Origin of the sequence: Glycomyces buryatensis (genome assembly GCF_004912275.1) — a bacterium.
In the GTDB taxonomy this organism is placed as follows: domain Bacteria; phylum Actinomycetota; class Actinomycetes; order Mycobacteriales; family Micromonosporaceae; genus Glycomyces; species Glycomyces buryatensis.
The window spans coordinates 331511-355426 of sequence record NZ_STGY01000067.1; the positions used below are offsets into that span (position 1 = coordinate 331511).

The 23916-nt window shown below is 69.4% G+C and carries 20 protein-coding genes; 8 read left to right on the forward strand and 12 right to left on the reverse strand.

What is annotated here, in order from left to right:
* Nucleotides 1-108 precede the first annotated feature (108 nt).
* Both FAB82_RS19765 and ligA read right to left on the reverse strand, forming a co-directional pair.
* On the reverse strand, nt 109-2136 hold the full coding sequence (locus FAB82_RS19765; RefSeq protein ID WP_136536253.1) for a putative bifunctional diguanylate cyclase/phosphodiesterase: 2028 nt from the start codon (nt 2134-2136) through the stop codon (nt 109-111).
* Nucleotides 2137-2502: 366 nt separating this feature from the next.
* On the reverse strand, nt 2503-4674 hold the full coding sequence (gene ligA / locus FAB82_RS19770) for an NAD-dependent DNA ligase LigA (protein ID WP_425461593.1): 2172 nt from the start codon (nt 4672-4674) through the stop codon (nt 2503-2505).
* 246 nt (nt 4675-4920) lie between these two features.
* Between ligA and FAB82_RS19775 the strand changes: the two genes are divergently transcribed.
* The 4 genes from FAB82_RS19775 to FAB82_RS19790 all read left to right on the forward strand — a co-directional run bounded on the left by FAB82_RS19775 (nt 4921) and on the right by FAB82_RS19790 (nt 8801).
* On the forward strand, nt 4921-6360 hold the full coding sequence (locus FAB82_RS19775; RefSeq protein WP_136536255.1) for an alkaline phosphatase PhoX: 1440 nt from the start codon (nt 4921-4923) through the stop codon (nt 6358-6360).
* Nucleotides 6361-6657: 297 nt separating this feature from the next.
* A complete protein-coding gene (locus FAB82_RS19780; RefSeq protein WP_136536319.1) occupies nt 6658-7380 on the forward strand; it encodes an ABC transporter ATP-binding protein in 723 nt (240 codons plus the stop codon).
* Nucleotides 7381-7382: 2 nt separating this feature from the next.
* Nucleotides 7383-8177 (forward strand): ABC transporter permease, encoded by a 795-nt coding sequence (locus tag FAB82_RS19785; RefSeq protein WP_136536256.1) that lies wholly within the window; start codon nt 7383-7385, stop codon nt 8175-8177.
* Nucleotides 8178-8186: 9 nt separating this feature from the next.
* The gene (locus FAB82_RS19790) at nt 8187-8801 is read left to right on the forward strand and encodes a TetR/AcrR family transcriptional regulator (RefSeq protein ID WP_136536257.1); all 615 of its coding nucleotides are present in this window, start codon (nt 8187-8189) and stop codon (nt 8799-8801) included.
* Nucleotides 8802-8805: 4 nt separating this feature from the next.
* Here the strand turns inward: FAB82_RS19790 and FAB82_RS19795 are convergent, their stop codons facing one another.
* Nucleotides 8806-9510 (reverse strand): VIT1/CCC1 transporter family protein, encoded by a 705-nt coding sequence (locus FAB82_RS19795; protein ID WP_246039731.1) that lies wholly within the window; start codon nt 9508-9510, stop codon nt 8806-8808.
* Nucleotides 9511-9682: 172 nt separating this feature from the next.
* Here FAB82_RS19795 and FAB82_RS19800 point away from each other — a divergent pair, with 172 nt between their 5' ends.
* Together FAB82_RS19800 and FAB82_RS19805 are read left to right on the forward strand one after the other, a co-directional pair.
* Nucleotides 9683-12010, forward strand: coding sequence for a DUF4153 domain-containing protein (locus FAB82_RS19800; protein WP_136536259.1), 2328 nt, complete (start codon nt 9683-9685; stop codon nt 12008-12010).
* A 75-nt stretch (nt 12011-12085) separates the two neighbouring features.
* Nucleotides 12086-12727, forward strand: coding sequence for a sulfotransferase family protein (locus FAB82_RS19805; RefSeq protein ID WP_136536260.1), 642 nt, complete (start codon nt 12086-12088; stop codon nt 12725-12727).
* Nucleotides 12728-12736: 9 nt separating this feature from the next.
* Here the strand turns inward: FAB82_RS19805 and FAB82_RS19810 are convergent, their stop codons facing one another.
* From FAB82_RS19810 to FAB82_RS19820, 3 genes are all read right to left on the reverse strand, one after another.
* Nucleotides 12737-13732 carry a uroporphyrinogen decarboxylase/cobalamine-independent methonine synthase family protein gene (locus FAB82_RS19810; protein ID WP_342799473.1) on the reverse strand — a complete coding sequence of 332 codons (996 nt, stop codon included), beginning with the start codon at nt 13730-13732 and terminating at the stop codon, nt 12737-12739.
* Between the two features lie 67 nt (nt 13733-13799).
* Complete coding sequence (gene mnmA, locus FAB82_RS19815) at nt 13800-14954, reverse strand: tRNA 2-thiouridine(34) synthase MnmA (RefSeq protein WP_342799474.1); 1155 nt, start codon at nt 14952-14954, stop codon at nt 13800-13802.
* 31 nt (nt 14955-14985) lie between these two features.
* On the reverse strand, nt 14986-16143 hold the full coding sequence (locus tag FAB82_RS19820; protein ID WP_136536263.1) for a cysteine desulfurase family protein: 1158 nt from the start codon (nt 16141-16143) through the stop codon (nt 14986-14988).
* Nucleotides 16144-16312: 169 nt separating this feature from the next.
* Here FAB82_RS19820 and FAB82_RS19825 point away from each other — a divergent pair, with 169 nt between their 5' ends.
* Nucleotides 16313-17224, forward strand: a complete 912-nt coding sequence (locus tag FAB82_RS19825) for a hypothetical protein (protein ID WP_136536264.1) — start codon at nt 16313-16315, stop codon at nt 17222-17224.
* Between the two features lie 63 nt (nt 17225-17287).
* Here the strand turns inward: FAB82_RS19825 and FAB82_RS19830 are convergent, their stop codons facing one another.
* The 3 genes from FAB82_RS19830 to FAB82_RS19840 form a co-directional block, all read right to left on the reverse strand.
* Complete coding sequence (locus FAB82_RS19830; protein WP_136536265.1) at nt 17288-17887, reverse strand: DUF4291 domain-containing protein; 600 nt, start codon at nt 17885-17887, stop codon at nt 17288-17290.
* A 125-nt stretch (nt 17888-18012) separates the two neighbouring features.
* On the reverse strand, nt 18013-19080 hold the full coding sequence (locus tag FAB82_RS19835; RefSeq protein ID WP_136536266.1) for a sensor histidine kinase: 1068 nt from the start codon (nt 19078-19080) through the stop codon (nt 18013-18015).
* A gap of 20 nt (nt 19081-19100) precedes the next feature.
* Nucleotides 19101-19751, reverse strand: a complete 651-nt coding sequence (locus tag FAB82_RS19840; protein ID WP_136536267.1) for a response regulator — start codon at nt 19749-19751, stop codon at nt 19101-19103.
* A gap of 227 nt (nt 19752-19978) precedes the next feature.
* Here FAB82_RS19840 and FAB82_RS19845 point away from each other — a divergent pair, with 227 nt between their 5' ends.
* The gene (locus FAB82_RS19845) at nt 19979-21307 is read left to right on the forward strand and encodes a DUF418 domain-containing protein (RefSeq protein WP_168801681.1); all 1329 of its coding nucleotides are present in this window, start codon (nt 19979-19981) and stop codon (nt 21305-21307) included.
* Between the two features lie 81 nt (nt 21308-21388).
* On the opposite strand, the gene FAB82_RS19850 is transcribed toward FAB82_RS19845, so the two are convergent.
* The 3 genes from FAB82_RS19850 to FAB82_RS19860 all read right to left on the reverse strand — a co-directional run bounded on the left by FAB82_RS19850 (nt 21389) and on the right by FAB82_RS19860 (nt 23859).
* Nucleotides 21389-22015, reverse strand: coding sequence for a biotin transporter BioY (locus tag FAB82_RS19850; protein WP_136536269.1), 627 nt, complete (start codon nt 22013-22015; stop codon nt 21389-21391).
* Between the two features lie 128 nt (nt 22016-22143).
* Nucleotides 22144-23073 carry an electron transfer flavoprotein subunit alpha/FixB family protein gene (locus FAB82_RS19855; protein WP_136536270.1) on the reverse strand — a complete coding sequence of 310 codons (930 nt, stop codon included), beginning with the start codon at nt 23071-23073 and terminating at the stop codon, nt 22144-22146.
* Between the two features lie 9 nt (nt 23074-23082).
* Entirely contained in the window at nt 23083-23859 is a 777-nt protein-coding gene (locus FAB82_RS19860; protein ID WP_136536271.1) for an electron transfer flavoprotein subunit beta/FixA family protein, read from the reverse strand.
* Nucleotides 23860-23916: the final 57 nt, after the last annotated feature.

The following is a 23916-nucleotide window of genomic DNA, read 5'->3' on the forward strand; positions in this document are numbered from 1 at the left end:
CTACGACATTTATCCGCGCTGCCTCCGACACTCGCCCGCGCGGGTGAGAGCGGGATTTTCGCAGCTGACAGCGACACTTCGGATTCCCTTATGGCCCAAAGAATCCGACTAACGGTCCCGACTGGACGCCAGCCAGCGCAGGAAGGCGTCGGCGTTCATCGGCTTGGCGAAGTGCCAACCCTGGGCGGCGTGGCAGCCCCACACCTCGAGCTGCTTGCGGACCTTCTCGTCCTCGACGCCCTCGGCCACGACCTCGATGTCCAGCGCGCGACCGAGGTCGATCGTGGACGAGACGATCGCGGCATTGTCGGGGTCCTCGGTCAGGCTGGTCACGAACGACTTGTCGATCTTGATCTCGGTGACCGGCAGGCGCCGCAGGTGCTGCATGGAGGAGAAGCCGGTCCCGAAGTCGTCCAGACTGATGCCGACCCCCAGGTCGGAGAGCCGCTGGACGTTGACGACGACGCGCCGCGGGTCGGCCATGAGCGCCGACTCGGTGATCTCCAGCTGAAGCCGGGAGGCGTCCACACCGTAGGCGTCGATCCGCTCGGTGAGGAAGTCGGTGAACTCGGGGCTCTGGAGGTCCCTGACGCTCACGTTCACGGCCATCCGCAGGTCGTAGCCGGCGTCCTTCCACGACTTGAGCTGTCGCAGCGCGATGTCGACCACCCTCTCGGTGAGCATCCGCATGACCGAGGAGTGTTCGGCGGTCTCGATGATCTCGGCCGGGTTGACCATGCCGCGCTCGGGGTGCTGGTAGCGCAGCAGCGCCTCGGCGCCGATGGTCTCGCCCGTGTCGAGGCGGACCTGCGGCTGGTAGTAGAGGTTGACGCCGGGCGCGTCGGGGTGGTCGAGAGCGCGGCGCAGGTCGCCCAGGAGCATGAGGCGCTCGGGCGAGTGGTGGTCGAACTCGGGGGCGTAGCGGGCGTAGCTGCCCGAACGCTGCTTGGACTCCCCCATCGCGATGTCGGCGTGGCGGAACAGGGTCTGGAAGTCGTCGCCGTCGTCGGGGTAGACGGCGATGCCGACGGAGCCGTCGATCTCGATGCTGGCCTCGTCGATGACGATGGCCTTGTCGAGGCGCGCGCGGATCTCGCGGGCGCATTCGAGCGGGTCGGTCATGCCGTCGAGTTCGCTCCACACGAAGGCGAACTCGTCGCCGCCGAGCCGCGCGATCTCCTTGCCCTCGGGCTTGTCCGCGAGAAAGCGGTTGGCGAGCTCGACCAGGACCTGGTCGCCGACGTCGTGCCCGAGCGCGGAGTTGATGTCGGCGAAACGGTCCAGGTCGAGGATCATGACGGACAGGGCCGTGTTGGTCTCTGCCGCGTCCAGGATCTTGGCGTCGACCAGCTGCTGGAATCCCTTGCGGTTCAGCAGGCCGGTGAGGGTGTCGCGCTCGGCGGCCTTCTCGCGGGCGGCGGCGGTCTGGAGAATACGGTAGACGCTGAAGATGGGGATCGCGGAAGCGGCGACGAGCCACCAGGAGGACACGGCGGCGGTGGCGAGGATCGGGGCGATCGAGATCTGGGTGGCGCGCAGCGCCCATTCGCTCTTGCCCCACTGGAGGAACAGGTCGCTCCAGGTCGCCTCGGCGGCGCGCAGGTTCTGCCGCAGGGCGACCAGGCACCAGCTGGTGAGCGTCCAGGCCGCGCCGGCGACGAAGACGGCGATGAGCTCTGCTGCGGTCCCGGTCCAGGTCTCCCCGCCCGCGATGGCGTTCCACACCGGCCAGGCGACGCACAGCGCGATGCCCTGCTGGGAGATGTTGTAGACCGTGCGCCAGGCCGCGGCCTTGATCTGCACGGACAGCAGCACGATCGCCCCCGATTGGGCGATGAGTGCCGGAAGGAAGCCCCAGGTGGCCATGGTGGCGAGCACGTAGACGAGATATATGGAGGCGATCGGCGACATCCACAGCCCGCCCCAGCGGGTGGGTCGCAGTTCGGCGACGAGTGCGAGGCCCGCGGTGAGCCAGAAGGCGAAGGGCACACCGAACCAACCGCCGGCGGGCTCACCCCCGATGGCGGTAACGGCCACAGCGCCCACCACCGCGATCGCGGCGATCGCAGCGTGGAAGCCGTAGTACCGGCCCGCGTGCTCACTGGGCGCAGTGTTGCGCATGAGCGTCGTGGCCATATCGCTCCTCCCACTGTCGCTTCGATCTAGGTGACGCGCCAGAATCACCGAAGATCGGAAGCGACCGACTCCTCTGTCATATCGCGAATTTCGCTCCCAGACAACGCTGGCGGCACATGCGGCACAGTTGTGACCTGCTGCGACACCCCCGTGACAGAAACCGTTATCAGAATCTTGACACCCGGCGGTGGGATCGCTTGCATGCAGCGACAGGGTCACCGATCGCGACGCCAAGGCGCCCGGCGACCCGTTCGGGCCTGCCGGGCGGACCGTTATCGACGCCTCGGTGCGATTCCACGAGATGACTCTGCCTGGTTCTAACGAGTCGACCCCCGCTATTGAATACGGATCGTTACTGATTTGTAATCATTCTGGTTCGCTCTCGGTGCCCGCGGGCGAGGCTTCCGCCTCGGCGTTGTCCGCGACGGGCAGGCCTTCGGCGAGCAACTGCTCAAAATCCTCACCCGTCACAATCGTCACACCGAACTTGATCGCCTTGTCGTATTTCGACCCCGGCTTTTCTCCGGCGACGACGGCACTGGTCTTCTTCGAGACCGATGAAGTGACCTTGCCGCCGCGCACCTTGACCGCCGCACCTGCATCGTCGCGGCTGTAACCGGGGATCGAGCCGGTGATGACGACGGTGGCGCCCTCCAACGTCTGCGGCGGAAGATCGGATACGTCGGGCGCGTCGTCCTGCATCCGCACCCCGGCTGCCCGCCAGCGCTCGACGATGTCGCGGTGCCAGTCGACGGCGAACCAGTCCTTGAGGGCGGCGGCGATGGTCGGGCCGACCCCGTCGATGTCGGCGAGTTCGTCCTCCTCTGCGGCGGCGATGCGATCGAGGTCGCCGAAGTGCTCGGCGAGGGCCTGGGCGGCGACGGGGCCGACGTGGCGAATGGAGAGGGCATTGACGACCCGCCACAGCGGCTGGGCCTTGGCCGTCTCCAGATTCTGGAGCATCTCGACGGCGGTCTTCTTCGGCTCGATCTCGCCGGTCTTCTTGTCGGGCTGCTTGGCGAAGTAGGTGACGACCTTGTCCTCGCCGGTCTTGGGGTCGGGCTTGGGGAGGCCCGAGTCGGGGTCGCGGACGACGACCTTGATGGGCAGCAGGTCCTCCATCTCCAGGTCGAAGACTCCGCCCTCGTCGGCCAGGACGGGCTCGGCCGGCTCCAGCGGCTGCACCAGTGCCGAGCAGGCGATGAAGCCCATGCGGTCGACGTCGAAGCAGGACCGGCCGGAGAGGTAGGCGAGGCGTTCGCGCAGCTGCCCGGGGCAGGAGCGGGCGTTGGGGCAGCGCAGGTCGATGTCCCCTTCCGAGGCGGGGGCGAGCACCGAGTCGCATTCGGGGCAGTTCGAGGGCATCTGGAAATCGACCTCGGAGCCGTCGCGGGCGGCGGCCACGGGGGCGACGATCTCGGGGATGACGTCCCCGGCCTTGCGGACGACGACGGTGTCGCCGATCTTGACGCCCTTGGCCTTGACCTGGTCGGCATTGTGCAGCGTGGCGAACTCGACCTCGGATCCGGCGACCCGGACCGGATCGAGGACGGCGTAGGGAGTGGCGCGGCCGGTGCGGCCGATGGAGACCTTGATGTCGAGGAGTTTGGTGTTGACCTCCTCGGGCGGGAATTTGTAGGCCACGGCCCAGCGGGGGGTGCGGGAAGTGGCGCCGAGCCGGTCCTGGGTGGCGATGTCGTCGATCTTGACCACGACGCCGTCGATCGCGTGGACGAGCTCGTGGCGTTGGGCGCCGAACTCGTGGATGTAGTCGAAGACCTCGGCGATCGTCGCGACGGTCTTCCAGTAGGGGCTGACGGGCAGGCCCCAGGCCTCAAGCGCCTCATACGAGTGCGACTGGGACTCGGGGGAGAATCCGCGCAGCGCGCCGAGACCGTGGGAGATGAAGCTCAGGGGCCGCTTGGCGGTCTGGGCGGGGTCCTTCTGCCGCAGCGAGCCGGCGGCGGCGTTGCGGGGGTTGGCGAAGGGGGCCTTGCCGGCCTCGACCTGGGACTCGTTGAGCTGGAGGAAGTCGGCGGTCGGGAAGTAGACCTCGCCGCGCACTTCGAGCAGGTCGGGGACTGCGAACTCCTCGGTGGCCTTGAGCTGCTGCGGGACGGCGGCGATGGTGGCGACGTTCGCGGAGACGTCCTCGCCGGTGACGCCGTCGCCGCGGGTGGCGGCGCGGACCAGGCGGCCGTTCTCGTAGACGATGTCGACGGCGAGCCCGTCGATCTTCACCTCGCACAGGTACTCGGAGCCGGCGGCCTCCTCCCCGACGCGCTCGGACCAGGTGGCGACCTCCTCCTCGCTGAAGACGTCCTGGAGGCTGAGCATCTTCTCCAGGTGCTCGACGGGCGTGAACGCCGCGGAGAAGGTGCCGACGTGCTCGGTGGGCGAGTCGGCGCTCTTGAGCTCGGGAAAGCGGGTCTCGATGTCGACCAGTTCGTGCATCAGCTCGTCGAACTGGGCGTCTGAGACGGTCGGCGCGTCGTCCACGTAGTAGCGGCGGCGGTGCTCGGTGATCTCGGCGGCCAGGTCGTCGTGCCGAGTGCGGGCGGCGTCGAAATCGGCGTCGGCAGCGTCGTCGGCAGTGGAGTCGAAATCGGTCTCTGCGGTGCTCACAGTCCTATTCTTGCAGGCAGGTATGACAATTCGGGGGCAGTGAAGGCTTATGCAACAGATCACCCTGTGTTCATCTTCTGCTCCCCTCCTCCACCACTTGGGTCGGGAGCATCGCTCGTGACAGTGATTCTCACGGCCCGGTGAAGGAGCACGACCCATATGGCAGTTCAGACCCCCACCAGCGGCGCGAGCCGCCGGACCTTCCTGCGCCGCGGCGCCACCGCCGCCGGCGGCGGCCTCTTCGCCCTCGCCGCGATGGAAGGCTTCACGATCCGCGCCGCCTCCGCCAAGGCCGGCCACCAGGACAAAATCTGCCCGGACAACGGCGGCTACGGCGAGCTGCGCGAATTGACCCGCACCGACCCCGAGTCCGGTTTCGAGCAGACCCTCATGCTCCCCGAGGGCTTCGATTTCCGCGTCTTCGCCGCCACCGGCTCCCCCATGTCGGACGGCACGGTCACCCCGCTCGCCCACGACGGCATGGCCTGCTTCCCCACCGGCAAGCCGCACCGCTGGCGGCTGGTGCGCAACCACGAGGAGCGCAACAAGCCCGGCGTCGGCGCTCCGACCGGCACCCCCGAGCACCGCTACGACGCCCTCGGCGCGGGCGGCACCACCACGTTGATCGTGGACTGGAAGCGCGGCGAGCCGGTCTTCGAGGAGTCCTGGCAGTCCCTGTCCGGCACCATCGTCAACTGCGCCGGCGGCCCGACCCCCTGGGGCTCGTGGCTGTCGTGCGAGGAGACGACCGCCGGGACGGGTGCCGGCTGGGAGACCGAGCACGGCTACGTCTTCGAGGTTCCGGCCGACGCCGACTCCGAGGTGACTCCGGTGCCGCTCAAGGCGATGGGCCGCTTCGTCCACGAGGCCGTCGCGGTCGACCCGAACACCGGGGTCGTCTACGAGACCGAGGACCAGGGCACTTCCGGCTTCTACCGCTTCCTGCCGAACGTGCCCGGCCAGCTCTCCGAGGGCGGCCAGCTCCAGATGCTCAAGGTCACCGGCGAGTGGAACTTCGACACCCGTACCGGCCAGCGGGCCGGCAAGGCCATCCCGGTCGATTGGGTCGACATCGAGGACGCCGACCCGGCCGACGCCGAGGAGAACCCGCTGGCGGTGTTCAACCAGGGTTGGACGCTGGGCGGGGCGATCTTCGGGCGCCTCGAAGGCTGCTTCCACGGCGACGGCGCGATCTACATCGCCTCGACGTCCGGCGGCGACGAAGGCGAGGGCCAGCTGTGGGAGTACCGGCCGAGGGGCCACGGCGCCGGCACGCTCAAGCTCGTGTTCGAGTCGCCCGATGCGGAGCTCTTGTCCTATCCGGACAATATCGTGGTGAGCCCGAGCGGCAACCTGGTGCTGTGCGAGGACACCTCGCGCGAGCTTCCGGCCATGCGCGGCCTGACGCGCGAGGGCGAGATCTTCCCGTTCTGCTGGCACTCGGGCACGACCGAGTGGTGCGGGGCGACGTTCTCCCCCGACGGCAAGGTCCTGTTCGCGAACATGCAGGGCAAGACCAGCGGCGACATCACCGACCCGGCCCTGGAGCCGGGCCGGACCGTCGCGATCTGGGGCCCCTGGGAGCGCGGCGTCCTCTGATTTTGAACTGAGCCCGAACTGGGCCCACAAGACCAATCCTCCCGGAATCCGGTCGCGCGACACCGTCCCCGTCGCGCGGCCGGATTTTTCCGTCTTCGGCCTTCAAATCGGGCACCCGGCCCCGTCATCAACGTTGCCCGCCGGGTCCGACCGCGTTTTCGGGAGACGGGAGGAAAGTCGGCGCCGTATAATTCATGGAACGATGAATTACTGTGGTACGTTGAATTCATCAACCGATGAATTTGGAGGCCCTCCATGCCATCCACCACCCCTGGTCTGCCGACTGGACTTCCAGAGCTGCAGCCTGCCATCAGTGCCCAGGACCTGTTCGTCGAGCGCGGCGGGCGGCAGGTGCTGCGCGGCGTTTCCACGTCGATCCCGGCCGGGTCGGTCACCGGCCTGCTCGGGCCCTCCGGGTCGGGCAAGACCACCTTCATCCGCTGCGTCGTGGGCACCCAGAAGATCAAGTCCGGCACCGTGACCGTCCTCGGCGAGAGCGCCGGGACGAAGCAGCTGCGCCGCCGGGTCGCCTACGTCACCCAGGACGCCGCTATCTACCCCGACCTCTCCGTCAAGTCCAATGTGGGCTACTTCGCGGCGCTCTACGGGCGCGGCAGGGCCGAGGCCGCGGCCGCCATCGAGCTCGTCGGCATGGCCGACCACGCGAACCATCTGGCCGCCAACCTCTCCGGCGGCCAGAAGACCCGCACCTCCCTGGCGTGCGCGCTCGTCAGCGAACCGGACGTGCTCGTCCTCGACGAGCCCACCGTCGGGCTCGATCCGGTCATCCGGGAGGAGCTGTGGAACCAGTTCCGCGACCTCGCCGCCGCCGCCGGGAAGACCCTGCTCGTCTCCAGCCACGTCATGGACGAGGCCGATCGCTGCGACCGGCTCCTGCTGCTGCGCGACGGCACCTTCATCGCCGACGACACCCCCGCCGACCTGCGCGCCTCCACCGGCACCGACAACCTCGAAGCCGCCTTCCTCCACCTCATCCGCGAACTCGACAAGGTGGCCTAGCCATGTCCATCCATATCGCCCACACCCGTCGCCCCGCCCACACCCCGAACCGGAGCGGCTTCGCCGCGCCGATTGTGTTCATCACCGCGGGGCGCATCCTGCGCCAGCTCCTCAACGACCGGCGCACCGTCGTCCTCATCCTGGCCGTCCCCAGCCTGATGATCGCCCTCATCAGCGCCATCATGGACGCCGCACCGCAGGTCTTCGCCTCCGTCGGGCTGATCCTGCTGGCGTTCTTCCCGTTCATGATGATGTTCATGATCACCTCCATCACGCTGCTGCGCGAGCGCACCGGCGGGACCCTGGAGCGGCTCATGACGACCCCGACGGGAAAGCTCGACCTGGTCGGCGGCTACGCGCTCGCCTTCGGGCTGGCCGCGGCCACGCAGACCGCGATCGCCGCCACCGTCGCCTACACCTGGTTGGGCCTGGAGACGGCCGGGCCCGTCTGGGCGGTGTTCGTCATCGCGATCTCCGCCTCCCTGTTCGGCATGGCCCTGGGGCTCTTTGTGTCCGCATTCGCCACCACCGAATTCCAGGCGATCCAGTTCATGCCGGTCTTCGTGGTCCCGCAGCTGCTGCTGTGCGGCCTGATCTGGCCGCGCGAGCAGATGGCCGGGTGGCTCCAAGGCGTCTCGGACGTCCTGCCGATCACCTACGCGGTCGAAGCGCTCACAGAGGTCCGCGTCAACCCCGAGATCACGAGCACCATGTGGACGGACCTCGCGGTCGTCGGCGGTGCGGTCCTCGTCGCAGCCGCGCTCGGAGCCGCCACCCTGCGTCGGCGCACCGGTTAGGCTCCACACGTGGTGCGAGCGAAGCGAAGCGGTAGGCGGTCAGGCAAACCCGATACGAAGGCGGAGATCCTGACGGCCGCCCGCGCGCTGTTCGCGAACGAGGGCTTCGAGTCGGTCTCGATGCGCCGCATCGGCGCCGAGGCCGGCGTGGACCCCTCGCTGATCCACCACTACTTCGGCTCCAAGGACGACCTGTTCCTGGCCGCGATCGAGCTCCCGCTCGACCCGGCGCCCGAGATCGCGGCCGTACTGAAGGATGGCGGTCTCGACGGTGCGGGCGAGCGGCTCATGCGCGCATTCGTGACCATCTGGGACGGTCCGCACGGCGACAAGCTGCTCGCCGTGGTCCGCTCCAGCCTCTCGAAGCCGTCCATGTCGTTCGTCCTCAAGCAGTTGTTCGAGCACCGGATCATCAAGACCGTCAACGACGTCCTCGGCGACCAGGTCGACCACGTCCCCGCCCGCGCGTCCTTCATCGCCTCCCAGATCTTCGGCCTGGTCGTGGCCCGCTACATCCTCAAGCTCGAACCGCTCGCGTCGCTCGGCGTCGATGAACTGGCCGAGACCGTCGGCCCCACCATCGACCGCTACCTCACGATGCCGATCGAGCACCTGGTCAAGTAGCCGACTAACCCGTCGCGACCCCGAAGGCCGTTCCCACCGTGTAGGTCACCGCCATCGTCGCCACGCCGACGCCCATGATGCGCAGCATCGCCGGCAGCGTCCGGGTGCCGCCGAGCCGCGCCGAGGTGTAGCCGGTGATCGCCAGCGCGGCCACCACCGCGAGGGCACAGCCGATGACACGGACGTCAGGAGGCAGGAACCCTATTGTCAGCAGCGGCAGCAGCGCCCCGCAGGTGAAGCTGACGAACGAGGACAGCGCGGCCTGCCAGGGGTTGGTCAGTTCCTCGGGGTCGAGCCCGAACTCCAGTTCGGCATGGGCCCGCAACGGATCGCCTTGCGACAGTTCGCGGGCGACGGCCCTCGCGGTCGATTCCGACAGGCCCTTGGCGGCGTAGTTGCGGGCCAGTTCCTCCTCGGCCGCGCCGGGGTCCTCGGCCAGTTCGCGCCGTTCGGCGTCGACGAGGCTGGCCTCGGTGTCGCGTTGGGTGTGGACGGAGGTGTATTCGCCGCCGGCCATTGACAGGGCGCCGGCGACCAGGCCCGCGAGCCCCGAGACGAGGATGGTGACGCGGTCGGTGGTGGCACCGGCGACGCCGATGACGATCCCGGCGGTGGACACGATGCCGTCATTGGCCCCGAGCACCCCCGCCCGGAGCCAGTTGAGCCGATTGCCCAGGGTTCCGGGCCCATTCTCACCGTCGACGACCACCGCACCAGTGAACCACAGGGCATCGGTGGGCAGTGACTTTTCATTGCTGGCCGGAATGCACCATTGTGGCCTGTTATCACCGTGAGTGAGGTGCTGCTTCCCAGGTAGGGGCCGCGTTCACGTGGCGTAGTGGGGGTAGGCTCTGGATCCCCCGGATGAGAAGGACTCGCGCATGAGCGAACCCGAGGCCACCCCCACGCCGTCGAATACGGACGGTACCGGCGACTCCCCCGCCGATGATCAAGTGGAACCGGAGACGAAGCAGACGCCGCCCGAGCAGGCTCCAGCGCGGCAAGCAGACCGGCCGCAGCCGGAGCAGCAGGCACCGTCACAGCCCCAGCCCGCGCAGCACGCGCCGTCACAGATGCAACCGCCCCCGCATCACCAGCAGCAGTTGGCGCACCACCCCTACACCGGGCCGGTACTCGTCGGCCCGCCCCCGGCTCTGCCGTACGCGCAGGCCCTCCGCTGGCAGCGCGCGGAGAGCGGAACGCCGCCCTGGATCCTGCTGGTCGCGATCGCGGCCGCACTGTTCGGCGGCTGGTCGGCCTTCCACCCCGAAGGCGTCGGGATCGGCCTGGCGGCCACCGGGATCGCGCTGATCGGCGTGCCGCTCGCGGCCGGGGGCCGCGAGGACCTCGTGACCCGGCTGCCGGGCGCCGTCATCGTGGCGGCACTGTGGTCGGTCGCGGCCATTCGCGACGCCGGCTGGATCGTGGCCCTGTGCGCGATCGCCGCGCTGCTGCTCACCCCGCTCGCGCTCGCCCCGCAGCGCCGCTTCACCGGCACCGCGTTCGCGCTCTTCGCGCACCTCGAAGGGCTGGCCGGCTCCTTCAAGTGGGCCAGGCGGAGCCGTTCCCGCAAGGCGGTCAACACCGTCCGCAATCTGCGGGTCTTCGGTCTCACCGCCGCGCTGCTGGTGGTCTTCGGCGGCCTGTTCGCCGCCGCCGACGCGAGCTTCGCGAACCTGGTCTCCGGGCTGCTGCCCCGCGCGAACCCGATCGATGTGTTCCTGCGGCTGCTCCTGGCGTCCGTCCTGCTCGTGGTGGTGCTGCTGTGGTCCTATCTCGCCGCAGCTCGGCCGAGTTTCGAACCCGACGAGCCGTTCACCACGAAGCCCGCCTCGCGCTTCGAGCTCGCGGTGCCCTTGGGCGCCTTGAACCTCCTGTTCCTGGCGTTCATCGTGATGCAGGCGCGGGTGCTGTTCGGCGGCGACGAGTACGTGCAGCGGACCGCCAATCTGACGATGGCCGAGTACGCGCGCAGCGGCTTCTGGCAGCTCAGCTTTGTCGCCGTGCTCGCCCTGATCGTCATCGCCGTCGCCGCATGGAAGGCGCCGCGCCGGGAGAGGGGCGACCGCTGGGTCACTCGGATCCTGCTCGGCGGGCTCTGCATCCTGTCGCTGGCGGTCGTGGCCTCGGCGCTGTTCCGCATGAGCCGCTACTGGGAGTCGTTCGGACTGACCCGGCTGCGGTTGTGGGTCTTCACCGTCGAGATCTGGCTGGCGATCCTGTTCGCCCTGGTCCTGTTCGCCTGCTGGAAGCTGCGCGCCAAGTGGCTGCCGCAGGCCGTCCTCGCCTCGGGCGCCCTGACCCTCATCGGGCTCGCGGCCGTCAACCCCGACGGAGTCGTCGCCCGCTACAACATCGACCGATTCGAGGACTCGGGCAACCTCGACCTGGACTACCTCGAAACCCTCTCGGCCGACGCCGTCCCCGAGATCATGGAACTGGACGACGACAACCGCGAGTGCGTCCTGCGCTGGCGGGAGTCGGACTGGCCCGAACGCCCGCTGATGGCGTGGAACTGGGGCGACTCCCACGGCCGGGAGCTCGCGTTCGACTATCGGATCGTGCCCGCCGACGACCAGCCGAGCTGCCCGTCCCACCTCGGCACCGACTTCGAGGAGAACAGCCGCGACGACGAATACGGGGCTCCCGAGCTCGACGGTCTCGATGACGCGACGGCATCCGAGCCCGAATTCGAGACCGAAACCGAGCCGGTGACCCCGGCCTCCTCCTTCTTCCATTGGGACACTTGCGATGAGCTCGACCTGACCGGCGCCGACGAAATGTTCGGCACCAGCGCCAAGGGCGACTACGGCACCGTTCCCGACGAGGCGAACCACAATGGCGCCTCCGTCGGGCCGAACCTGGCCGGCGAGGAGGTCGAAGGGTGGCTCACCTGCGGCTACTTCGGCCCCGGCACCAGGTACCTGTATCTCGAGGTCGAGCAGTGGGACACGTGGGAGACGGAGGCCGGTCAGCTGGACGCAAAAAGGGTGGCCAACGAGGGTTACGGATACGAGGTGACCGACCTCGGCAGCGAGACCATGGACGGCTTCATCGCGGTCGCCGACAACAGCTTCGACTACATGTTCGCCTTGGACAATGTGACCTTCGAGGCCACCATCACCGATGGCCCGACCGGCGATGAGGCCGAGCTGGTCTGCCAGAAACTCACCAACCACTTGGCGGAAATGTATCTGGAGCTTGCCTGAGCCAATGCGCTAGCTCACTAGAAGGTTCGGTTTCGGTGGCTTGTGGAATCCGTTGGGGCCGAATACGTTCGGAAGATGATTCGCGTAATCGGCGCGGGACTCCCGCGCACCGGAACCATGACCCTCAAGAACGCGCTCGAAACCCTCCTCGGGGAGCCGTGCCACCACATGGCGGAGGTCTTCGGCCGCCCGGAGATCGACCCGCCGGCCTTCCACGCCGCCTCCCAGGGCGACTTCCCTGAGTGGGACAAGCTCTTCGAGGGCTACGCCGCCGCCGTCGACTGGCCCGGCTCGGCCTTCTATGCCGAACTGGCCGAGGCCTATCCGGACGCCATCGTCGTCCTCTCCCGGCGAGACAGCTTCGAGACCTGGTGGACCAGCGTCAACAACACCATCTTCAAGGGCTTCGACATGGCCGAAGAACGCATGGGCCCGATATGGGTCGACATGATCAACGGCATCTGGGACAAGACCTTCCCCGGCGCCGACCGGACCGGCGACGTCGCGGCCATCAAGGTCGCCTACGAGCGGTATCACCAGCAGGTCCGCGAGACGATTCCGGCCGACCGACTGGTCGAGTTCGAGACCGGAGCGGGCTGGGAGCCGCTGTGCACGGCGCTCGACCTCCCGATCCCCGCCGAGCCGTTCCCGCACCTGAACTCCACGGCCGATTTCAACGCCCAGGTCGAAAGTGTCTTGAACAGCGAGCAGCAGTAACGCCGCAGTTCAGCCGCGGAGCCGCCTGGCGGCTTCGCGGCCGGCCCGCATCGCCTCGCGGGCGTAGTCCCAGCTCGCACCGGCCATGCCGCAGGTGGTCGTGACGCTCACCTGCTGAGCGATGAGCTCGGGGTCGAAGCCGAGCCGTTCCCACAGCGCGGTGATCCGCCCCGCCGCCCGCTCGGCCATGCCGGGGTCGGCCTTGCCGAAGCCGGGGATGACCCCGGCCAGGATGCGGCCGTCCGAGTCCAAGTACTCCCCCAGGGCATCCACGGCCGCGACGTCGTCCAGGCCGATCAAGGTCAGGTCCAACGCGATCGCGCCGACTCCGGCCTCTTGCAGCAGCCGCAGCGGGACCTCCGTGGAGCAGCAGTGGACCACGACCGGAATGTCGAGCGCGTCGACGACCTCGCGAAGCCGGTCGCGCGCCGACTCCACCGGCACCCGCCGATAGAAGTTCAGGCCCGACTCGGTGTGCACGCGTCCGGCCAGCGCGGCCGGCAGGCCCGGTTCGTCCAATTGGATCGAGAGCTGGGCCCTCGGAAGCCGCGCCTGCGCGGCGGCGGTGAAGTGCCGCAGGCCCTCGGCGAGGGAGCCGGTCAGGTCGGCCAGGGCGCCGTGGTCGCCGATCATGGCCCCGCCGGTGCGCCGCCACAGGTGGGAGGCCAGGGTGAACGGGCCGACGGCGGTGAGCCTGACGGGACCGGTCGCGGCGTCGGCGACCTCGTGCAGGGCGTCGAGGTCGCGTTCGAGGAAGTCGGCGGCGCGGCGCGCGTCGCGGCCGGGCAGGTCGGCGAGCTGCCAGCCGGAGGCCCACCACTGCACCGGGAGTCCGGCCAGGAGCGCGGCCCCGCGGCCGATCATGTCCGAGCCGACCCCGCGGCCGGGAAGTTCGGGGAGGTAGGGCCAGTCCGGGAGCTCGCCGAAGACGGTTCGGACGGCCTCGTTGATGTCGGTGCCGGGGAGCGAACCGATGCCGGTGGCGACCCCGGAGGGCAGCGCCACCGCGGTGGGGTCCGGCTTGACGGCGAACGCTTCTTCAAGCGCCGCTTCGGGGTCGGACAGCCAACCGTCAGACACCGGCGGCCGATCCGCTGGAGACGGCCGCATCGTTGAGCCCCGTGGCGTCAATGGTGCCCGAGCACAGGACCGCGTCGCCGCGGTCGCCGACGCCTGCGGAAGCGTCATTGTGCTCAGCGGCGTCGGGGTCGTAGACGACCAGGGCCTGCCCGGCGGCCACGCCGAACGCACCCTGGTGGAGCTCGGCGCGGAGGCCTTTCGGGCTCGGGACGACCGTGGCGGGGTAGACCTCGCCGTGGGCCCGCAGCTGGACCTCGGCCTCGAACGGCTCGGTCCGCTCCGGGCCGAGCCAGACGGGGGCGCCGGTGTGGATCCGGTCGACGCGCAACGCCTCGCGCGGGCCGACCTCCACGCGGTTGTCGACGGGCGTGATCGACAGGACGTAGCGCGGCTTGCCGTCGGCGGCGGGCCGCTTGAGGCCCAGGCCGTGGCGCTGGCCGACGGTGAACTGGTGGGCGCCGTCGTGGCTGCCCAGCACCTCACCGGAGGCGGCGTCGACGATCTCGCCCTCCTTGGAGCCGAGCTTGTTCTTGAGGAATCCGGAGGTGTCGCCGTCGGCGATGAAGCAGATGTCGTGGCTGTCGGGCTTGCGTGCGACGGCCAGTCCGCGCTCCTCGGCCTCGACGCGGACCAGGTCCTTGGGGGTGTCGCCGAGCGGGAACATCGAGTGCGCCAACTGGGCCGGGTTGAGGACGGCGAGCACGTACGACTGGTCCTTGGCGGGGTCGACGGCGCGGCGCAGCAGGCCGTCGTCGCCCTTGCGGGCGTAGTGGCCGGTGGCGACGGCGTCGAAGCCGAGGGCCATGGCCCGGTCCAGGACGGCGGCGAACTTGATCTTCTCGTTGCAGCGCAGGCACGGGTTGGGGGTGCGCCCGGCGGCGTACTCGGCGTAGAAGTCCTCCACGACGTCCTCGTGGAAGCGTTCGGCCATGTCCCACACGTAGAAGGGGATGCCGATGACGTCGGCGGCGCGGCGGGCGTCGCGGGAGTCCTCGATCGTGCAGCAGCCTCGGGCCCCGGTCCGGTAGGTCTGGGGATTCTTGGACAGCGCCAGGTGGACGCCGGTGACGTCGTGCCCGGCCTCGACGGCCCGCGCGGCGGCGACGGCCGAGTCGACTCCGCCGCTCATGGCGGCCAGTACTCGCAGTTTCACGCCCTCAACCATAACCATTCCGTCGTCAGGAGAGCCCGGCGCTGCGCGCCCGCTCGACCGATTCGGGGAGGGCGGCCAGGAGGGCGTCGACGTCGGCCTGCGTGGTCGACCATCCGAGGGTGAACCGCAGGGAGGAGCGGGCGTCGAACTCGCCGGCGCCCATCGCGAGCAGCACGTGGGAGGGCTGCGCGATGCCCGCCGAGCAGGCCGATCCTGTGGCGCATTCGACACCGGCGGCGTCGAGGAGCATGAGGAGCGCGTCGCCCTCGCAGCCGGGGAAGGAGAAGTGCGCGTTGCCGGGCAGGCGGTCGACGGGGTCGCCGTTGTAGATCGCGTCGGGCACGGCCGCGCGGATCCGCTCGACCAGGTCGTCGCGGAGCGCGGCGAGGCGGGTGGCCTCGTCCTTCTGGCGGGACACGGCGATGACGGCGGCCTCGGCCAGCGCGGCGATCCCGGGCACGTCGAGCGTGCCGGAGCGGATCTCGCGTTCCTGACCGCCGCCGTGCAGCAGCGGCGTGACTTTCGTGTCGCGCCGCAGCAGCAGCGCTCCGGCGCCGGCGGGTCCGCCGAGCTTGTGGCCCGACAGGGCGAGCGAGTCGACGCCGCTGGCGCCGAAGTCGACCGCGACGTGGCCGACGGCCTGGACGGCGTCGGTGTGGACGGGGATGCCGTGGGCTTCGGCGAGGGCGGCGATCTCCTCCAGCGGCTGGAGGGTGCCGACCTCGTTGTTCGCCCACATGCAGGTGATGGCGGTGATCTCGGCGGCGCGCTCCGCGAGCAGTTCGGCGAGGGCCTCGACCTTGACGCGGCCGACCTCGTCGACGGGCAGCTCGGTCACGTCGGCCCGCTCGTGGTCGCCGAGCCAGGCGACGGCGTCGGCGATGGCGTGGTGCTCGATCGCGGTGGTGACGACCCGATTGCGGGCCTCGGTCCGGCGGGCCCAGTGCATTCCCTTGACGGCGAGGTTGTCGGCCTCGGTGCCCGAACCGGTGAAGACGAGTTCGCTGGGTTTGGCGCCGAGCGCCTCGCTGAGTCGCTCGCGGGACTCTTCGACGGTGCGTCGGGCGGAGCGGCCCGAACCGTGAAGCGACGATGCATTGCCGAGTTCGCGGGCAACGCGCACATACGCGTCGAGCGACTCGGGAAGCATCGGCGTGGTGGCGGCGTGATCGAGATAGGGCATGGCCCTTCCAGTCTACGGCGCGCCCCTCCCCGGGCGACCTCCCCAAGACCTCAGATGAATGTGAGGTGGCGCGCGCGAGCTAGAATTTGACGAATCCTCCTACCTTTCGCGGTGGGAAAAGCCCCAAGGCCGGCCTTGCATGGCCGGGTCCTTCAGAGGAAGTGTGCCGATGACGCCCGAACTCGCCGAAGCACTTCGCGCAGGGCCGTTCCACACTGCCCTGCGCGTCGCCATCCAGACCAGCGGCCTCGGACTCGACCGGATCCGGCACCGCCTCGCGATGCGCGGCATCACGGTCTCGACGACCAGTCTCAGCTACTGGCAGTCCGGAAGGTCCAGGCCCGAACGAGCCGAATCGCTCGCCGCCGTCACCGCTCTCGAAGACCTCCTCGAAATCCCGGCCGGATCGCTGCGGGCACTATTGGGCCCGAAGCGGGCCCGCGGCCCCCGTTCGATCCGCGGGCAACTCCCCCGCCCCGACGCGGTCCTCGGCGGCGACGCGGTCCGAGAACTGTGCGACCAGGTCCCCGCCTCCCGCGAACACACCCTCGACATCCTCAGCCAGCAGGTCATCGTCCACGTCGACTCACAATGGCAGGAGTCGGTGTTCGAACTGTCGATGCTGGTGCGGGCCAGGCGAGACGACGTCGACCGCTACGTCCTGCTGTACCGCGGCGACAACGGCTGCGACATCGACGACATCGAGTTCAAGCCGGTTCGCGACTGCACCGTCCCCAACGTGCTGCGGCACGCCGAGGCGCCGGTGGCATTGGCCCAGATCGTGTTCGACACGCCGCTTCCCAAGGGCGCGACGCACCTGTTCGAGATCGTCGTGCAGGGCAATGGCGGCATGTCCACCGGGCACGGCAATGCGTTCCGGTACCCGGTCGACCAGTACTCGCTCCAGGTTCGCTTCGCGTCCGACGCGATCCCCAAGCGGGTCTACCGGTTCGCGCAGTCGAGCCTCCAGAGGGAGAAGCGCGAGACCGGCGACTTGCAGCTGGGCCCGAGCCGGACCGTGGCGCTGGCGGAGCCGATCCCGAGGCCGGGGGCACTGGGCATCGGCTGGGAGATCGAATAGAGCGAAGAGCGCGCAGGGCTCCACCGGTTGACGGTGGGGCCCTTCGCCATTCGATCAGCGGCGTTACGGCTGCGTCGAGGTTTGAACCGTCGTGGCAAGGTCTGGGGACAGCGGATAGGGGTGCTCGACGGGCAGGCGCCGTTCGGCGTCCTCGATACGGCCCGCCTCAACGTCGGCCGCGGTCTCGCGCGCCAGGTCCGTGACGTCGCTGATCGAGGCGATCCACTCCTCGACGTACCGGTCGACCGCCTCGCCCGACAGGCCGATCTGAATCGAGCGGTGCTCCATACGCGCCAACCGCAGGCTGCGCTCGGGATCCCACTGGATCCGCACCGGCGCGGCCGCGAGCCCGGCCCGCCGGTCTTCCGGATTCTGGTCGTCCGCCGGGTGGCTCAGGCTTGAGTGCGCCAACGCCCACTCGAATCCGGTGCGGGTGAGCTCGATGGCGAGCACGCGGGTCTGCCCGGGCTTGGTCGCCCAGCCGCAGCGGTACATCATCCACAGAAACGAAGGCTTGATCCAGGTCATGCGCTCGCGTTTGAACGGACCGACGAACGCCTGCGCCGCCAGGGCCGGCTCGGCGATGGCCGGATCGTAGGCCTGATAGACGGTGATCGTGTCCGCATCGAACCGCGCGCGGATCTGCCGGTAAGGGGTGGTCATGCGGTGTACCCTCCCAGAACCTCGCACCCGCATCAAGCCGATATCCCCGGAGCGCTTGCCCCGCAGAGGGACACGTGGATCGCCGAGCCGGCATGATCGGTGGCATGTGGTGCCGGCGCGCCGACTCAGACGGGGAGCGTGAGCGTGTTCTTCCAGCCCCCGTCCGGGGTGGCGGCCCAGGTCAGCGTCCCGCCGAGGAGCGCGGCGCGCTGGTGGAGTCCGAGGAGGCCGTGCCGGGAGCTGGGGAGCGGCATGGCGTCGCGGGTCGGCGCGGTGTTCGCGATCGTGACCGTGACGGACCCGGCCTCGTGAGCGAGGACGACCTCCGCGCTCGCGCCCGGGGCGTGCTTGCGGACGTTCGTGAGCGACTCCTGCACCGTCCGGTAGATCGCGCGCTCGACGGGCGGGTCGAGGTCCGGGTGCGACCCGATCCGCAGCGCCGTCTCGATGCCGCTGCCCGCGACGAGGTCGGCGAGCTCAGCGAGGGTCGGCTGCGGGGCGAGTTCGGTGGGGCCGCTGCCGCCCGCGCGCAGCACGTTCACCATGTGGCGCAGCTCATCGAGGGTCCGCACGCTCAACGTGCGGATCGTCCCGGCCGCCTCCTTGGCCTCGGCGTCGCCGGTGCTCACCTGGAGCGCCCCGGCTCGCACCGCGATCAAACTGACCTGGTGCGACACGACGTCGTGCATCTCGCGGGCGAGCTGAGCGCGCTCCTCGGAGAGCACCTTCTGCGTCGCCATCAGCTGCTCGTGCTCGCGCGCCTCGGTGATCTCCTCCAGTCGCGCCGAAAGCTCCCGGCGGGCCTGCACGAACTGGCCGAGGAACGCCGCCGCCGCGGCCGGGGCCAGCGCGTAAGCGGCGTAGGCGGGCCACCACAAGTCGCTGAACAGGACCGTGAAGCCCATGCCCACCGGCCAGAACATGCACCCCGCGAGCGCCACGGCGCAGGCCCTGATCAGCCACCGCCGATGCGACCCGACGGCAAGGGTGAACAGGGCGATGAGCGCGGCCGCAAGCTGGCCGACCAGGTACGCGCCCGGCAGGGTCAGCACGAAAACGACGAGGGGCCAGCGGCGGCGGGCGAACAGGGCCAGAACCCCGAGCGAGCCCAGGGCCGTGTGCCAACTCGGTTCGAGCCACCAGTAGGTGAAGAGGTCGGCTGCGGCGACCGCGACGACGGCCGTGTCGGTCATCCACGGCCGCCACCAGCGCTTCACTGGTGGCCCCGCAGGAGCCCGGCACGTTCGGCGACGAGGGCTGCCTGGACGCGGCCGCCGACGCCGACGCCGAGCTTGGTGAGGATCGCGCTCACGTGGTCCTTGACGGTGCCCACGCCCAGGTAGAGGCGGGCGGCGATCTCGCCGTTGGAGAGCCCGTCGGCGAGGAGCACCAGGATCTCGCGCTCGCGGGCGCTGAGCCGTTCGACCGGACCGCCGGTCTGGGTGCGCCCGGCGAGGTAGCCGTCGACGACGGTGGAGGTGACCTTCGGGGAGAGGACCACGCCGTCGGCGGCGAGGGTACGCACCTGGAGGGCGAGATGTTCGGGGTCGGTGTCCTTGAGGAGGAACCCGGCCGCGCCCATGCGCAGGGCGGCGGCCACGTACTCGTCGGTGTCGAAGGTGGTGAGCATGGCGACGACGGGCGGACGGGGAAGGGCGCGGAGTCGTTCGAGGACGGTGAGGCCGTCGACGTCGGGCATGCGGATGTCGAGCAGCACGATGTCGGGGTGGAGGCGGCCGACCTCGGCGACGGCCTGGCGGCCCGAGACGGCCGCGACCACCTCGATGTCCCCGGCGGCATTGAGGATGTGCAGGAAGCCGGTGCGGATGAGGGCCTCGTCGTCGACGACCAGTACGCGGATCATGCGGCCTCCTCTCGTTGTTCGCTCAGGACGATTGGTAGCACGTCCGCGCCACCCGCTGCCTCGGTCAGTGCGCCGAGCGTGAGGAATACCCGCCGATCGGCGGGGACGTTCCGGCCGAACGGGGGATCGGATGCGGCCCGGTGGCGGCTGGTCCCGACCCTGGCAGCGGGCCCGATCCGGCGCATCGCCGGATGGGAACGGACCCCGAACCGCCGCACGCTGGCGACATGACTGACACCATCCGGCTCCGGCACCTCGCCGCCGTGCCCGACGACCCCGCCCTCGCGGATCCACCGCCCAACCGGGACGCCTCGCTCGGCCGCATCGTCGGCCTCGACGCCGCCCGCGCCCTAGCCGTGTTCGGTATGTACTACGCGCACGTCGGGCCGTGGCCCAACGAGACGGGCACGTGGAAGAGCTTCCTCATGGAGATCCCCCACGGCCGCTCCTCTGCGCTGTTCGCGACCCTCGCCGGCCTCTCGCTCGTCCTCCTCGCGGGCGGAAGCCGCCCGAAGACGGGCCCGCCGGGGCGGCAGGCGGTCGTGCGGATCGTCATCCGCTCGGTCCTGCTGCTGGCATTCGGCTCGTGGCTGGTCGCGACGGGCACCTCGATCGTGGTGATCTTGGCGTACTACGGCCTGTTCTTCCTGCTCGCGCTCCCGTTCATCAAACTGCGGGCACGGACCCTCGCGATCTTCGCCGTGGTCGTCGGCATCGGCGGGCCACTGCTCATCCAGTACCTGCGGACAGTGGACACCTCGTGGATGGACGGTTTCACCGCGAAGGACCCTCTCGCGATGTGGAGCGGCGAAGGCCTCGTCTCGTTGCTGTTCAACGGCGGCTACCCGGGCCTCGCGTGGATGGCGTACATATTCGCGGGCATGGCGGTCGGCAAGCTCGACCTCGCGAAGCTCGCTATCCAAGTGCGTCTCTTGATCATCGGCCCGGTGCTGGCGCTGCTCGGTTACGGGGGCGCGTGGCTGATAGGGAAGTTCCTGCCCGCGGCGGACACCGCAGCCCCTGGCTCCGAATGGAAGGCCTACGACCAGGCCTGGTCGAAGGCGTTGGAGGGCAAAGACTCCTCGAACTGGACCAAGGAGCAGTGGAAGTCCTTCGAGACCGAGCACGCCTCGCTCTTCGACAAGATGCCCGGAGACAAGGCCATGGGCGGCGGCTTCGACTGGACCGGCCTGGTGTCCGCGAGAGCGCACTCGAGCATGCCGCTCGAACTGGCCGGGAACATCGGCGTCGCGTTCACGATCATCGCCGGGCTCGTGTTCCTGTTGGGTCGCTTCGGGAAGCTGCGGTTCTGGTTCGCACCCCTGATCGCGGTCGGCGCGATGTCTCTGACGGCGTATGTCGCGCATATCGCGGCCGTCTGGTACCTGATCGACCACCCTGTCAATGAGGTCGGCTACATGACCGGTTGGGGCATGTGGGCGATCTTCGTGGTGGTCATGCTGGTCTTCGCGCCGCTCTGGACGCGATTCCTGAAACGCGGCCCACTCGAATGGGTCATGTGGGCGGCCACGAAGCCCGCCAAGTTCATCAAATAGGACTTCACTCCGCAGGGACAGGCGGGCCGGCTCGGAACTGGGGGTTTCAGAGCCGGTCCGCCGCTCGGCGTGCGGTCCTGCTTAGTCTTCTTCGCGGAACTTCTTGACCGCCATCCAGGTGGCGGGCAGGACGATCGTGGCGGCGATGAGCTTGACGAGGTCGCCCGCGAGGAACGGGGTGACGCCCATGGCGAGCGCTTCGCCGGCGCTCAAGTCGAGCGAGGCGGCCAGGTACGGGGCGCCGAAGGCGTACATGAGCACGTTCCCGACGACCATCAGGCCGACCGTCTTGAGGACGGTGCGGTCGGCACCGCGCTGGGCGAGCCAGCCCACGGCGACCGCCGCGACCAGGAAGCCGATGACGTAGCCGAGGGTCGGAAGGGCGTAGCCGGAGGCGCCCTCGGTGAACCATGGGACGCCGGCCATGCCGGCGGCGAGGTAGACGGCGAGGGTCAGTCCCGCGCGGAGCGGCCCGTAGGCGGCGCCCAGGAGCAGCACGGTGAACGTGGTGAGCACGAACGGGACCGGGCTGATCTGCGGAATGGTGATCGCGACCTGCGCGGAGGCGCCCACGACGGCGGCACCGCCGAGGACGAGGACGGCATCGCGGGCGATCGCGACGGCACGCGTCGAGGCGGGCAGCAGATCGGCGAGCACTCGAGGACCAACGGTGCCCGAAAGGGAGAACGCGGCAGCTGGGGCGGCCATAGCGGATTCCTCCAACATCTCTTATAGGTTCTACATAGCGAGAGGCTGTCGCGAAGCCTAACGCAGCTCTGTTTCGAACACATGAAGGCCCCGCTCGCAGAGCGGGGCCCTCGTGGACTTCTCGGTACTTACTTGCGCTTCTCGATCTCCTCGGCCGCCTGCGGCAGCACCTGGAACAGGTCGCCCACGACACCGAAGTCGGCCATGCCGAAGATCGGAGCATCCGCGTCCTTGTTGACCGCCACGATGACCCGCGAGGTCTGCATCCCCGCGCGGTGCTGAATCGCACCAGAGATTCCCGCCGCCAGGTAGAGCTGCGGGCTCACGGTGGTGCCGGTCTGGCCGACCTGGAACTTGTGCGGGTAGTACCCGGCGTCCGTGGCCGCGCGCGAAGCGCCGACCGCGCCGCCCAGGGCGTCCGCCACCCGCTCGATGAGCGCGAAGTCGTCCGCCGAACCGACCCCGCGGCCACCGGAGACGACCACGTCGGCCTCCGCCAGTCCCGGGCGGTCGCCCGCCGGCTCGTCGATGCTCTCGGCGACCTTCACGCGCTGGTCGTCCTCGGACACGGTCGCCTCGACCGTCTCCACTGGGGCCTCGGCCGGGGCCGGTGCGGCCGCAGTCGCGCCGGTCGCCACCGTGGCGAGGGTGAATCCCTTGGCCAGCTTCGACTTCGCAATGATGGCGCCCGCGAAGATGTCCTGCCTCGCGGTGCCGTCGGTCTCCAGGCCGGTGACGTCCGTGAGCAGTCCATTGTCGAGCACCACGGCGACGCGGGCGGCCAGCGCCTTGCCCTCGTCCGTGCTCGGCAGCAGGAACACCGAGGGCGAGACCTGGCGGGCCAGGTCGGTCAGGACGGTCGCCTTGGGAGCGACGAAGTAGTCATCGATCCCGGCGGCGTTGACGCGGTAGACCTTGGCCGCGCCGTATTCGCTCGCGAGCGAGGCTGCCGCGTCGTCGAAGGCGATCGCGGAGACGTCGCCCAGGGAGCGGGCGAGAGTGAGGACCTCTGCGGCGTGTTTGCCGGAGTCCGGTACGTAGACGAGGATGTCAGTCATGTCGGTCTCCTAAACGAACTTCTCGGCGGCGAGGAATTCGGCGAGCGCGCGTCCGCCCTCGCCCTCATCTGTGACGATCTGGCCGGCGCTGCGCGGGGGCCGGTCGGCGGCCTCGAGTACCTCGGTCGCCGCGGCGGCGGCGCCGACCTCTGCGGCGTCGATGCCCAAGTCCCCCACGGTGAGCGTCTCGATGGGCTTGCGCTTGGCCGCCATGATGCCCTTGAGCGAGGGGTAGCGCGGGGTGTTGATGGTGTCCCAGACCGAGACGATGGCCGGCAGCTGCGTCGTCAGGACGTCGTAGCCGTTGTCGCGCTGATGCTCCACGTTCACCGCGGTGCCGTCGACATCGATCTTGCGGGCGCCGGTGGCGGCCGCGACGCCGGTGCGGGCGGCGAGCAGGTGGGGCATGATGCCCATGCCGGAGTCGGTGGACTCGGCGCCGGCGATGACGAGGTCCCATTCGAAGCGGCCGAGGGCCGCGGCGAGGATCTTGGAGGTGGCGAGGGCGTCGGAGCCGGCCACGGATTCATCCGAGATGTGGAGGGCCTTGTCCGCGCCCATCGCCAGGGTCTTGCGGATCGTCTCGGTCGCCTGGTCGGGTCCGAGGGTGAGGATTGTGACCTCGCCGCCGTGGGCCTCCTTGAGTTGGAGGGCGGCTTCGACGGCGTACTCGTCGAGCTCCCCCATGACATTGTTGGCGCCGTTGCGGTCGACCCGCAACTGGGCGTCAAGTTGTCTTGCGAGTCCCGAGTCGGGGACCTGCTTGACCAGAACCACGATGTTCATCGACAACCTCCGAGGTCGTTGCGTATAGGTCTGAACTATATCCTACGAAGTTACCAG